We start from the raw sequence: 13,521 nt of genomic DNA, 5'->3' as shown, positions 1-13,521 counted from the left end.
GGAGTTCGATCAAAATGATACTAGATGCAGATATAAAAACACAACTATCCCAATACCTTCAGTTAATGGAGAACGATATTTTACTTAAAGTAAGCGCAGGAGACGATAACGTATCTAAAGATATGTTATCTCTAGTAGATGAATTAGCTACTATGTCATCTAAGATTACAGTAGAAAAAGTTGAACTAGAGAGAACACCAAGCTTTAGCGTAAATCGCCCTGGTGAAGACACTGGTGTCGTATTCGCTGGTATTCCATTAGGACACGAATTTACTTCATTAGTGTTAGCTTTACTACAAGTTAGTGGACGTGCTCCAAAAGTTGAACAAAAATTAATCGATCAAATCAAAAACATTCAAGGCGAATATCATTTTGAATCTTATATCAGCCTAAGTTGTCATAACTGTCCTGATGTTGTACAAGCTCTTAACGTGATGAGCGTTCTAAACTCTGGTATTACACATACTATGATTGATGGCGCTGCATTTAAAGAGGAAGTAGAAAGTAAAGACATCATGGCAGTACCAACTGTTTACCTAAATGGCGAATCTTTCGGAAGCGGTCGTATGACACTTGAAGAAATTTTAGCTAAAATGGGTAACGGTCCAGATGCATCAGAGCTTTCTGATAAAGATCCATACGATGTTCTTGTTGTTGGTGGCGGCCCAGCTGGTGCAAGTGCAGCAATTTATGCAGCACGTAAAGGCATCCGCACTGGTATCGTTGCTGAGCGCTTCGGTGGTCAAGTAATGGATACTATGGGTATTGAGAACTTCATCAGCGTAAAACGCACTGAAGGTCCTAAGCTAGTAGCAAGCCTTGAAGAGCACGTAAAAGAATACGACATCGATGTAATGAATCTACAACGTGCGAAACGTTTAGAGAAAAAAGAACTTATTGAAGTGGAACTTGAAAACGGCGCTATTCTGAAAAGTAAGAGCGTAATCGTTTCAACAGGTGCTCGCTGGCGTAATGTTGGCGTACCGGGTGAAGCTGAGTTCAAAAACAAAGGTGTAGCATACTGCCCACACTGTGACGGTCCATTATTCATCGGAAAAGATGTAGCGGTTATCGGCGGTGGTAACTCTGGTATTGAAGCAGCTATCGACTTAGCAGGTATTGTTAAGCACGTAACTGTTCTTGAATTCATGCCAGAATTAAAAGCTGATGCTGTATTACAAGAACGTCTTAACAGCTTACCAAACGTAACTGTTCTGAAAAACGTTCAAACGAAAGAAATCACTGGTACTGATAAAGTAAACGGTATTTCTTACATCGATCGTGAAACTGAAGAAGTACACCATGTTGAATTACAAGGTGTATTCGTTCAAATCGGTCTTGTGCCAAACACAGACTGGTTAGGCGAAACAGTTGAACGCGTTCGCGGTGAAATCGTAACAGACAAGCACGGCGCTACAAACGTACCAGGAGTGTTTGGTGCAGGTGACTGTACAAATAATCCGTACAAACAAATCATCATCTCTATGGGTTCAGGTGCGAATGCAGCTTTAGGTGCATTTGATTACTTAATCCGTAACTAATTATATAAACGTGAGTTTAAAAAAAGCAGGTGCCAAGGCACCTGCTTTTTTTATAATCCTAATGTATAAACTAAAAATCTCTCATTCCCATTCTTCTCATAAGCACCCGGTAATCTTATTTCCTTCTTCAATTCAAATGCAGTCTGATTCTCCAAGAAGAAAATATAATCTTCAGAAGGGTAGTATAAAATAATATCAATTTCTCTCTCCACCGCTTCTACTGAAAGCAAAATGTTATTTACTACGTTCATAAACACTTGTACAGAAAATGGATTGAAGAAATAAAACCGGTTATCACGCGGATCAATCTCATATTCCTGCGCTAAACAACATTCAAACCGAATTTTATCTTTACTGTTTCTCACTTTTCGCGCATAACGATCACGATTATCCATTGCTTCTTTATAAAACTCTTCATTCATTTCAATTCCAACCGCTAATGCATCGCACTTATGGTGCATGTAAAAATTCAATCTCCCTTTTCCGCACCCAAAGTCTACAATTCGATCGCTACTTGTTATTTCATATTGATTCAATAACTCATCTAACCCGCTATATGGCGTCGGTTCATAACGGTGATAATGCATAGACTTATTAAATCCTTTTTGCTCGCCGACAGTTTTTATATTTAATACAGCATCGTAATATTGTTCGTTCATTCGTTTGCTCCTATTAAGAAATATTACTATTATTATACACCACGTACTGAATGCTCATTTTTATCAAATTAATTGGTACGTGAAATTATATTATCGCGAAATCAAATATATCGACTTAACAACAAATTCCTACCAAAAAAACAGGAGCTTTCTAGCCCCTGTCTTCTAATACTTTCAATACAGTTCGTTTCAATATTTCTACTCCATCCATTATACAGCTATGATCAAACTTCATATACGGATGGTGTAATCCAGGTTGTAAGTTCGCCCCTAGTCCAAGCATGACAGCTTTTAAATGGGGTCTTTTCACTGTATAGTAATGGAAATCATCGCTTCCTGTCGTATACAGTGGTCCAGTACATCCCTCTTCCCCGTACACTTCAAGAATGCCTTTCCGCATGAAACGCTCAGCTTCTTCTGACACTTCAGCTCCTGGTGCGAGATCAATCCACTCATAAGAAAGTTTAGATCCCATTGATTCAGCTGACTGAATTACTTGCTCTATTCTTCGCTTCAATTCATCTAGTAATATGTTATTTTCTGCTCTTACATCTAAACTAAAGTGCCCGTTACCTGGAATAATATTTAGATTATCACCACCAGCTTGGCATCTCGTCATCTTAACAGAATAAGACGTCTGCGGCGGTAACCATATATTTTTCAATCCAATATTGATCATCGAAATGACATCAATTGCATTTATACCTTGATGTGGGCGTGCACCGTGTGCATCATCTCCATGAATCATCCCTTCTAAAAATGCTGCAGCTCCGTGACGAATAGATGGGGCTGCTTGTTTCAAAGGCAGTTCTTCAATCGGCCTTAAATGAACACCAAATAAGAAATCAGCATCATCCACGGCGCCCTTCTCTACCATCTTTAAGGAACCATTTCCTTTTTCCTCTGCCGGCTGAAAAATAAATCTAACAGTACCACTATCCCATCTCATATTTTTCAATTGTAAAATAAGGCCCATCACAATTGTCATATGAGCATCGTGGCCGCACGAGTGATTCGCTTTAAATTCTCCGTCTACTTCTTGCCATAGTGCATCCATATCAGCACGAATCGCGATAACTGGATTCCCTCTTCCGATTTCAGCAATCACGCCAGGGCAATCATCAAATATTTTATATGAAATTCCTTCTTCTTTTAGAAAGTTAGTAATATAAGCTGTCGTTTCATATTCCTTCCAGCTTACTTCAGGGTTTTCATGTAAATGCTGAAAAATTTCAGTTAAACGCTCTTGTAGTTCTAATGTTTTCAAAGCTTCATTCTCCTTCCCCTAATTACAAACCATTCAGATTAATTATACTTATGAAAAACAGATGTTTTTATGAACATATTGAATTTTAAGAAAAAAGTCAATTGTTTATTTTTTAATACCGTTAATACCCGATTTCAACTCATCTTATAAAGATATCCATACAAATAGAAGATTCGATATTTTCTGTTTTTATATTGACGCTTACATCTATTTTTAGTTATTATAACTTAATAACGTCTATTTTGCGACAATTCTAAAAATACAAACATACATAATGAGGAGGCAGTTTATGAAAAGAGAAATACCTTTTGGCATAGCAATAATCCCTATTATCATTACAGTTGCAGTTATGATGGTTACAATTGTTGTATTAGAACAAAGCCCTCACGTCCCACTTATTATCGGTACAACCGTTGCTTCGATCGTCGCTTGGCGATACGGTTACAAATGGAATGACATTGAAGAATCGATGTATAAAGGAATTCGCCTTGCATTACCCGCTATCGTTATCATTATTCTTGTAGGTTTAACGATCGGTGCTTGGATTGGCGGCGGAATCGTCGCTACTATGATTTATTACGGCTTAAAACTTTTAACTCCATCACTATTTTTAGTTTCAATTACAATTATTTGTTCTATCGTTGCATTAGCAATCGGTAGCTCTTGGTCTACAATGGGAACAATCGGTGTTGCTGGAATGGGAATTGGCCTAAGTATGGGAATCCCAGCTCCAATGGTTGCTGGCGCTATAATTTCCGGTTCTTATTTTGGCGATAAAATGTCACCGCTTTCAGACACGACAAACTTAGCAGCGGGATTAACAAATACAGATTTATTCACACATATTCGTCATATGTTATTTACTACAATTCCAGGTTTAATTATTACTCTTATCGTCTATGCTTTCTTAGGAAGAAGCTTCGGCGATAACAATATCGATGCAAAAAGCATCGATCAAACGTTACAAGTATTGCAACAAAACTTTGTTATTTCGCCTTTCCTATTAATTATACCCGTAGTCGTTATGGTATTGGTCGCTAAAAAAGTCCCTGCTATACCAGCTATTCTCGTAGGTGTTATTTTAGGATTCTTATCACAAGTCTTTATTCAAGGTGGCTCTGTCTCATCAGCTGTCGGTGCACTCCAAAGTGGATTTGTCATAGACACTGGAAACAAGCTAGTAGATGAACTATTTAACCGCGGTGGCTTAAGCTCTATGATGAATACAGTTTCTATGACAATTGTCGCTATGACTTTCGGCGGAGTACTAGAACATACTGGCATTCTTCGCTCAATTGTAAATCAAATTTTAAAATTAGCGACATCATCAAAAGGACTTATCGCTTCTACCATCGCATCTTGCTTTGCAACGAATCTTACTTGCTCTGAACAATATATTTCGATTGTTGTTCCTTCAAGAATGTATGCAAATGCGTACACAGAAAAAGGACTACATTCTAAAAATTTATCCAGAGCATTAGAAGATGGTGGAACATTAACTTCTGTTTTCGTACCTTGGAATACATGTGGTGTATTTATACTCGCAACACTTGGAGTCGGTGCATTCGAATATGCTCCTTATGCTATATTGAATTTCATCGTACCTATTATCTCAATCATTTATGGTATAACTGGCTTCACAATTACGAAGCTATCTGATATTGAAAAAGCAGACCTACTGAAAAAACAAAAAGCACAACTAGAAGCTTAAAATTTTTGAAACGAATACAACGGTAAATTTAGCTCATATATTGCACGAGGGCGCCCTTGTTGATAGGGCATTTCCTCGCCGCAAATATTGGCATATCTGTAATCAACTAATTTCTTTAACAGCCTTTCCGTCGATCGCCGAGTCACTTGTAAGTACTCAGAAAGATCCGCCGCTGTAAATTTCAATGATGGATGCGATTGACTAAACTGAATAATTTTTGACAAGTTTGCAGGACTAAGCTTCGTTTCCTTCGCTATTTTCATTAATTCAGGATTATCGTTTTTTAATCTTTGTACTCTCTGTTCTTTCGGGAACGGACCAAATAATTCTTTATCACTTGTTAGTATATAAAAGCAGCTTTCTATCGGATTATTCTTTGCGAAACCTCGAGCGATTTTTGCATTTTGTTCCGCTTCATTTACTGTTTTTCCGTAACCAAATCCAATAGATACTGCGCCTTCTATATTCATAAATAAACGATATATCGTATTTGTTTTTATACTCAATTCAATATCACCACGAGTTGTATACAAAATAAAAGTCATTTCATCAACTTGTTTAAATGAACCACGTAATTTTTTTGAAATTACATTTAATTGTTCAAGCGAGCTTTCTTGTAACTCTATAAAGGATATAATACAAGCACCAACAGTAGCTGAATGGCTTTTTGCTAACTCAGCTTTTATTTTTGCATCTTTTAACCCATGTATAATTGATTGCGTTGGATCTATCATACGCTCTGAAGGAATCCCTATTTTTTGAAGTTCATCGTAGACAGCGTGAATACTAGTTAAAGCTAAATCAACCTCTCCAGATTGATATTTAGCTAAATGAAAATCAATGATTCTCTTAATTTCATCATTACTCCATAACATATTTTCATAATCCATCACTTGCGGCGTTTCTTTCAGACCGATGTCATGGAACACATTTGTAATAAACGAACGATCTACTAAATCAATTGAAATTTTATGAGGTTGAATACTTTGATGGTATATTATAGAAAGGAGTGAAGATGCGACAGTTGTCTCGTCTTGCTGCAAATATACACTTGGAATTGGTAATTGTTCTCTTATTTCTTTTGCCATATAATAAGGTAGGGCACCCGAGAAAAAGATAGCATCACAAGGTTTTAAACGCTTTAATAGTTCAGAAGATTCTGCCGGATGAAGGTAAATATATGGATCAATCTCTATTTCTTCTAGTTTATGAGCAATAGGTAAAAGATTCTCCATAAACTCTTTTGAACCGACAACTGCAATTTTTATCATCATTTTCTCTAACTCCTTATCATTAATTAACGACTATTTAACGTCAACTATATCAAATGTACAAAACCATTGTAAACAGGAAGGGGTCTTTATTCAATGAAAATTACAGCTATTCATCTTTACGCAATTCGTTTACCACTTCGCGATCCGTTTGTTATTAGTTATGGTTCTTATTCTGATATGCCTTCTATTATCGTCAAAATGGAAACAGATGAAGGCATTATCGGTTACGGTGAAGGCGTTGCTGATGATCACGTTACAGGTGAATCATGGGAAAGTACTTTCCATGTTTTAAAACATACACTAGCTCCTGCTCTAATTGGGAAAAATCCAATGAATATCGAAAAAATACACGATATGATGGACAATACAATTTACGGTATTCCTACTGCGAAAGCTGCGATTGATATCGCTTGTTTTGATATACTGGGTAAAAAACTAAATCAACCTGTATATCAATTAATTGGAGGACGCTACCATGAAGACTTTCCTGTCACTCACGTCTTAAGTATCGCCGATCCAGAAGACATGGCTGAAGAAGCTGCTTCCATGATTCAAAAAGGTTACCAATCTTTCAAAATGAAAGTCGGTACGAATGTAAAAGAAGATGTAAAAAGAATTGAAGCGGTACGTGAACGTGTAGGAAATGATATTGCGATTCGCGTTGATGTAAACCAAGGATGGAAAAATAGCGCCAACACATTAACGGCACTTCGTTCATTAGGTCATTTAAACATCGATTGGATTGAGCAACCTGTTGTCGCAGACGATATTGACGCAATGGCTCACATTCGTTCGAAAACAGATCTTCCGCTTATGATTGATGAAGGACTAAAAGGCTCTCGTGAAATGCGCCAAATTATTAAATTAGACGCAGCTGATAAAGTGAATATAAAACTAATGAAATGCGGCGGCATATATCCAGCTGTAAAACTCGCTCATCAAGCTGAAATGGCAGGCATTGAATGCCAAGTTGGATCCATGGTCGAATCATCTGTTGCCTCTTCCGCAGGATTCCATGTCGCTTTCTCAAAAAAAATCATTACTAGCGTCGAGCTAACAGGACCATTAAAATTCACGAAAGACATCGGAAACTTACATTACGACGTACCATTTATTCGCTTAAACGAAAAGCCGGGACTCGGCATTGAAATAAACGAAAATACATTACAAGAATTAACCGTCTTTCAAGACGTTGTACGCTAAAGGAGGACTAACGCATGACGATTCTTTACGAAGGAAAATTAAAACAAAACAACGATTCATTTCACGTTACATTACTATCTTTAGAACATATGGAACAAATTTTATCATTACAAAACGTTATAGTTGAAGCGCTAGAAGATAAAGGTCGTTTACAACCACTCTTGCTAGAAGAATTTCAATACATTCTAGAAGGAAATGGCATGATGATCGGTGCGTTTATACAAAACGAGCTCATCGCATTTCGTGCCCTACTAGTCCCTCCTATCGACGATGAACATTTAGGGCTTGATATTGGTCTACCAGAAAGTCAGCTACACCGCGTCATCTATCAAGAAATCTCAAACGTTCATCCAAACTGCCGAGGAAATGGCATGCAAAAAATATTAGCCACAGTTATCATGGATGAATTACAAAAAGAAGACAGCCAGTACGACTATGTTTGCTGCACCGTTGCACCTTTTAACATTCCTAGTTTAAAGGATAAGTTCGCGCAAGGTATGGAAATTGTTGCATTGAAGGAGAAGTATGGCGGGAGTATGCGGTATGTTTTTGTGAAGGAATTGCGTGGGGATAAGAAAAGAGATTGGTCCGATGTTAAGAGCGTTCCGATGAGTGATGCTGGTGGACAGCAGGCGTTGCTTTCGGAGGGGTATCGTGGGTATGCGATGGAGAGAATAGACGATACTTTCACTGTGAAGTTTGGACGATAATCTATGTACAAAGAGAACCCTAATTCATTAGGGTTCTACTTTATTTCATTCCACAATCTAAAGTAATAACTAAACCATCATCTTCCAACTAGATAACGCTAACCAGTTTTCCATTTCCTTATAATCAGGCATTATCTTCCCAACAAGACGCCAAAAAGAACGATCATGATTTAAATGAACCATATGACACATTTCATGAACAACTACATAATCAATTACCCTCTGAGGTGCCATTGCTAACTTCCAATTGAATGTTAACTGTAAATTCGAATCACAAGTTCCCCACGTACGACTACTATCTGTAATACGAATAGAACGCGGCTTTGTTTTAAAGTTACTTTGATGTGCTTTAATACTCTTCTCTACTAATGCTTTGCACTGCTTATAGTAAAATCGTTTTAAAGCTTGTTGTATTTTCTCATCCTTAAGCTCATTCACATAAATATGTAGCTTATCCCCTTCAAAAACTGCATTGTCCTGTGTAATACTTGCATCTTGAGAAATCTGTATCGGATACGTATTCCCTAAATACAGAAAGCCCTCGCCTTGATCATAATCCTTTTCCTGTGGACCAAGCGCTCGCTCCTGCATTTCCTTACGTGTTTTCTGAATCCAATCCCATTTCTCCTCTAACAATTGGACTAAGTATTCAACAGGCGTTCCCTTTGGAGCTTGCACTTCCACATTTCCGTACGAATCTACAAAAAGACGCACCGACTTTTTCTTCTTATAAGTTATATGAAAATTAATTGTCTCACCTAAATATGTATGTACCATTTCATCACCTAGTGTATTATTTTACAAATAAAAAAGAATAGGACACAAACGCCCTACTCTACCTATTATATCATTTACTGCTTTAACAAACTTATTACCCTCTATACTTTACAGCCAATCCCTTAATGAAATTCCTTGCGTATCTATCGCCGCACTCTTTGTAATGCTTATGGCCTTTCTTTCTTAATAAAGCGCCTAATTCTCCTTTTGTTACGATAACTCCTACGCTGTCTAATATATCAAGCACATCTTCACTCGTTAAAGATAGTGCTATTTTCATTTTCTTTAAAAGAAGGTTATTGGCACTCTCCTTGCTCTGTACAGGTGCCGGTTGCCCTGGTTTCGGATCTTGCTTCCCTCTTTTTAAAGTAATAAATCCATTTAAAAATGCCTCTAGCATCATCATGTCGCATGTTAATACGTACTCATCTTCGATTACATCATCATTTTCAGCCTCATGCTGAGGAGATTTCTTTATTTTTGTAAGCATATCAACTACGTCTTCTTTCGTTACTTCCATCCCGCCAAGTTTAAAGATTTCCACCATATCTATATCTTTTATATCTAAAGCGTATCTTACTCTTTTTAATATATCGTTGTTGCTCATTGCCATTGTATTTCCTCCTGAAATGTTGATTATAGTAATGCTTTTAGCATGTATAAATTAATATCGTTAAGTTACTACTTTAACATTTTAGAGGTAGGTTTTGTAGTCTTAGGTGGATTAATGCTTTTGGGGATGATTTTAAAACAGCAAAAAGGATGGGATAATCGCGCAAAATTACGGATGGGGATTTACTATTAATTAACACACTTAAAAATGGACTAACCTGATATAGGTTAGTCCATTTCTTTTTATGCAACTCTACTTTAGTGGGCAACTCAAACATGAATGTTACGCAAAATTCAGGTGAAATATATTGATTGTGTTTACTTAGGTTTTCCTTTTTATTTGTGGTACGGTTCACCGTAACTAATCTAAATGAGGTTATTGTTCATTATTTTCATAATTAAATTTAACAAAAAAGGTAGTGCCTTCCGAGCCTGTTTGAATTTCTATTTTCGCATTATGCCGGGCAGCAATGGCATAACATATGCCTAATCCCAATCCAGTTCCATTATCTTTGGTCGTGTAAAATGGAGTACCCAGTTTCTCTAATACTTCAGGCCTGATACCTTTTCCTTGATCCCGCACTGCAAGCACCACACAATTTTGACATTCCTTGTAGGTGCTAATGGTTAGAATTTTCCCTGTGCTCATCGCTTCTAAGCCATTACGGTATAGGTTTATTAATAATTGCCGTATCTCATTACGATTTAAAAGTAATTCCGGAATGTCATTTGTATCGACTTGAATATATTTATTTTGATTATACGTATCAATCTTTATTAAAGGAATAATATCGTGGATAATTGAATTTAAATCTAACATCTGCAAATCCGATTTCCTTGTATTACCGATTGAGAGAAATTCAGTAATAATAGAATTGGCACGGTCAAGTTCTTCAATCATTAATTTAAAGTACTTATTATGTTTCTCATAGGTGTGCTCTTCTTTTAATAACTGCAAAAACCCTCGTACTGTTGTCATTGGATTTCTGATCTCATGGCTGATACCTGCTGCCATTTGTCCTATTAAATCTATGTTGGATAACCTTTTCAATTCCTGCTCATATTGCTTTTTTTCCGTTATGTTTTTAAAAATACAACAAATACCATCATCATACGGGTATGCAATAACTTCGTGCCAATATTCATCAGAGATAGAAAAAAATTCGAAATGAACTGTAATTCGCTCTGACATTGCACGATGAAATTCCTTATACATAACTGCGTCGACGCTACTCGGGAAAACCTCCCATATATTCTTACCTAATACATCTTTTGCTGTTTTTCTTTGTGGAAAATATTGATGCTTATTTACGTACGTGAATTCCCATTTATTATTCAAAGTAAAGAATCCATCCGTAATAATTTCAATCACACTTGTAACTTTTTCACTAGCAGTAGCTAGTTCTCTCGTTCGCTCTTCCACCATGCTTTCAAGTTGATCCATATATAACAAGTTTGAAAACGTAGGAGCTGTGGCATCAACGATAGATTTTGCCAGTTGAATTTGGGAATTATCGTAATTGTGAGCTTTTCCCTCTTTGTCCACGACGATTACCCCTAATACTTCTCCCATTGAAACCAATGGAATCATCAGTAGACCCTTACTATCTATATTTTTTGCTTGAATAACCTCTTGGATCTTGGCTTCATAGCTTTTCTCCATCCAATCCGCTTCTGTCCAATCACAGTCCTTGCTTAACTTCGTTGTTTTAATCGTTGTTTTGTCTATCGGGTCTAAAAGGTGGGCAGCCATGTTTTTACTCTCTAAAATCTGTCCTAAGTAAAAAAAACATTTATCAAAACTCTCCTGTATCGAGGAACACATTGATAAATCACGGGTAACATCTAGTAACAGCTGCTTCTCGGCAATAAGGTTTTCCTTTTGTGTTAAATTATTTGCGTTTTGAATTGCGACCGCAGCCATATTTACATAAGCTTCAACACTTTGAATTTCTGAATCTGTTAAGTTCATTGGAGCTCCATAATCAAATAAAAAAACCAGACCAAATAACTCTTGCCCAAATGAGATAGGCAAGGCTAATAAGGACTTAATTTTGAACGCATCAACTGGTCTCGGATCCGGCCGATGATCCTTTGAGGTATCAGGGATATAGATGGTTTTTTTTGTTTCAATAACTTCTTTTGCCAGTAAGTCTATTTCAGGATCAATTACCTGAGTATCGAGCGTTACGCCATTTATGGTCTCTGGTTTCCCTGCAAACCCTCTAAATGTTCCATCTTCCTGGGGTAAATAAATTCCAACAGCGTTGCACCTAACAATCTCCTCTGATATCGCCATTGTTACACGCTGCAATACTTCACGTAGTTCTAATTTTGTATTTATTATTTTTGTTATATTCGCGAGCCTAGAATATCTCGTCTGATCACTTAACATTCACATAGCCTCCAAGTTATAGGCATAATAAAATAAACATGATAATATCAGTGAAAATCAAGACCAACCTGCCATTTTCAATTTTCTCCTGTATTCTTTTCTTACCCGTGTTTTACATAGAATACCTCACTTACTTATGATACGGTTCACCTTAATTAAAATGGAACAAACACTCATAAAATCGCTACACCCTATCCCTCTAACTTTCAAAAGTTACACTGTTTCACTATCTCCATCCTTATCAACACTCGCCTCAAACTTATCAAGCAACGCACGCACTTCATCAGTTGATTTCGTGTTCATCAATTGATTTCTTAGTTCAGCAGCTCCAGGGAATCCTTTTACATAAATTTTGAAGAAGCGATGAAGCCCTGTGATTGAGCGTGGTAGTACTTCTGCATATTGATCTTGAAGATCAAGCTGTAGTCTTAGAAGATCAAGGTGTTCTTTACTGCTATGTTCTCTTGGCTCTTTTTCAAAAGCAAATGGATTTTTAAAGATACCTCGTCCAATCATAACGCCATCAATACCGTATTTTTCAGCAAGTTCCATTCCAGTTTGACGATCAGGAATGTCTCCATTGATTGTTATTAGCGTATTTGGTGCGATACGGTCACGTAATTTTTTAATTTCCGGAATTAGTTCCCAGTGCGCATCTACTTGACTCATTTCTTCTCTTGTACGTAAGTGAATAGAAAGGTTCGCAATATCTTGTTTGAAAATGTGCGTTAGCCAATCCTCCCACTCACTTAACTCTTTAAAGCCAAGTCGTGTTTTTACGCTGACAGGTAGTCCGCCCGCTTTTGCTGCTTGAATAAGTTCTGCCGCAACGTCTGGACGTAGAATAAGGCCACTACCTTTTCCTCTTGATGCTACATTCGGTACAGGGCAGCCCATATTAATATCGATACCTTTAAATCCTAGCTCTGCCATACCAATACTCATTTGGCGGAAATATTCAGGAGTATCTCCCCAAATATGCGCGACTATCGGCTGTTCATCTTCTGTAAAAATTAAACGGCCACGTACACTTTTCATACCTTCTGGATGACAATAGCTATCCGAGTTTGTAAACTCTGTGAAAAATACATCTGGGCAACCAGCTTCACTTACTACGTGACGAAAAACAACATCTGTCACATCTTCCATTGGTGCAAGTACGAAAAACGGTCGTGGTAAATCATTCCAAAAATTATCTATCATTTCAAATTCAAATCCTCTCAATATGAATACAATTTCAAACTCTCAATTTAAAAATATAAAGCCAAATAGCAAAAGTACATTTGGACATTTATATTTTGTGAAAATCAGCAATATTCATTTTAACTAAAATCGTTGCTGAATGGTATTTTTATAAACCAAAAAGCAGATG

The 13,521-nt window shown here is 37.0% G+C and carries 11 protein-coding genes; 4 read left to right on the top strand and 7 right to left on the bottom strand.

Features of this window, described 5'->3' with window-relative positions; genetic code table 11:
* The first annotated feature begins 14 nt into the window (after positions 1-14).
* Complete coding sequence (gene ahpF, locus CQ058_RS18205) at positions 15-1,541, top strand: alkyl hydroperoxide reductase subunit F (RefSeq protein ID WP_002124933.1); 1,527 nt, start codon at positions 15-17, stop codon at positions 1,539-1,541.
* 50 nt (positions 1,542-1,591) lie between these two features.
* Here the strand turns inward: ahpF and CQ058_RS18200 are convergent, their stop codons facing one another.
* Both CQ058_RS18200 and CQ058_RS18195 read right to left on the bottom strand, forming a co-directional pair.
* Positions 1,592-2,200, bottom strand: a complete 609-nt coding sequence (locus tag CQ058_RS18200; RefSeq protein WP_002029511.1) for an SAM-dependent methyltransferase — start codon at positions 2,198-2,200, stop codon at positions 1,592-1,594.
* A 151-nt stretch (positions 2,201-2,351) separates the two neighbouring features.
* On the bottom strand, positions 2,352-3,467 hold the full coding sequence (locus CQ058_RS18195; protein WP_002191786.1) for a M20 peptidase aminoacylase family protein: 1,116 nt from the start codon (positions 3,465-3,467) through the stop codon (positions 2,352-2,354).
* Positions 3,468-3,756: 289 nt separating this feature from the next.
* Here CQ058_RS18195 and nhaC point away from each other — a divergent pair, with 289 nt between their 5' ends.
* Complete coding sequence (nhaC, locus tag CQ058_RS18190; RefSeq protein ID WP_002010164.1) at positions 3,757-5,178, top strand: Na+/H+ antiporter NhaC; 1,422 nt, start codon at positions 3,757-3,759, stop codon at positions 5,176-5,178.
* Here nhaC and CQ058_RS18185 read toward each other — a convergent pair.
* Entirely contained in the window at positions 5,175-6,452 is a 1,278-nt protein-coding gene (locus tag CQ058_RS18185) for a hypothetical protein (RefSeq protein WP_002191785.1), read from the bottom strand. The two genes, nhaC and CQ058_RS18185, sit on opposite strands and share 4 nt — an antisense overlap.
* 93 nt (positions 6,453-6,545) lie before the next feature.
* On the opposite strand from CQ058_RS18185, the gene CQ058_RS18180 reads away from it, so the two are divergent.
* The gene (locus CQ058_RS18180; RefSeq protein ID WP_002191784.1) at positions 6,546-7,655 is read left to right on the top strand and encodes a mandelate racemase/muconate lactonizing enzyme family protein; all 1,110 of its coding nucleotides are present in this window, start codon (positions 6,546-6,548) and stop codon (positions 7,653-7,655) included.
* Positions 7,656-7,669: 14 nt separating this feature from the next.
* The gene (locus CQ058_RS18175) at positions 7,670-8,365 is read left to right on the top strand and encodes a hypothetical protein (RefSeq protein ID WP_002193403.1); all 696 of its coding nucleotides are present in this window, start codon (positions 7,670-7,672) and stop codon (positions 8,363-8,365) included.
* 69 nt (positions 8,366-8,434) lie between these two features.
* Here CQ058_RS18175 and CQ058_RS18170 read toward each other — a convergent pair whose 3' ends face one another.
* The 4 genes from CQ058_RS18170 to CQ058_RS18155 all read right to left on the bottom strand — a co-directional run bounded on the left by CQ058_RS18170 (position 8,435) and on the right by CQ058_RS18155 (position 13,352).
* On the bottom strand, positions 8,435-9,142 hold the full coding sequence (locus CQ058_RS18170) for a M48 family metallopeptidase (RefSeq protein WP_002191782.1): 708 nt from the start codon (positions 9,140-9,142) through the stop codon (positions 8,435-8,437).
* 94 nt (positions 9,143-9,236) lie between these two features.
* On the bottom strand, positions 9,237-9,755 hold the full coding sequence (locus CQ058_RS18165) for a YehS family protein (protein ID WP_002191781.1): 519 nt from the start codon (positions 9,753-9,755) through the stop codon (positions 9,237-9,239).
* A 375-nt stretch (positions 9,756-10,130) separates the two neighbouring features.
* Entirely contained in the window at positions 10,131-12,149 is a 2,019-nt protein-coding gene (locus tag CQ058_RS18160) for a GAF domain-containing sensor histidine kinase (RefSeq protein ID WP_002191780.1), read from the bottom strand.
* Positions 12,150-12,362: 213 nt separating this feature from the next.
* On the bottom strand, positions 12,363-13,352 hold the full coding sequence (locus tag CQ058_RS18155) for a tRNA dihydrouridine synthase (RefSeq protein ID WP_002091313.1): 990 nt from the start codon (positions 13,350-13,352) through the stop codon (positions 12,363-12,365).
* Positions 13,353-13,521 lie beyond the last annotated feature (169 nt).

The sequence above is a fragment of the Bacillus sp. MYb56 genome, assembly GCF_002976445.1.
GTDB lineage: Bacteria > Bacillota > Bacilli > Bacillales > Bacillaceae_G > Bacillus_A > Bacillus_A mycoides.
This window is presented reverse-complemented; position numbering and strand designations above follow the sequence as displayed.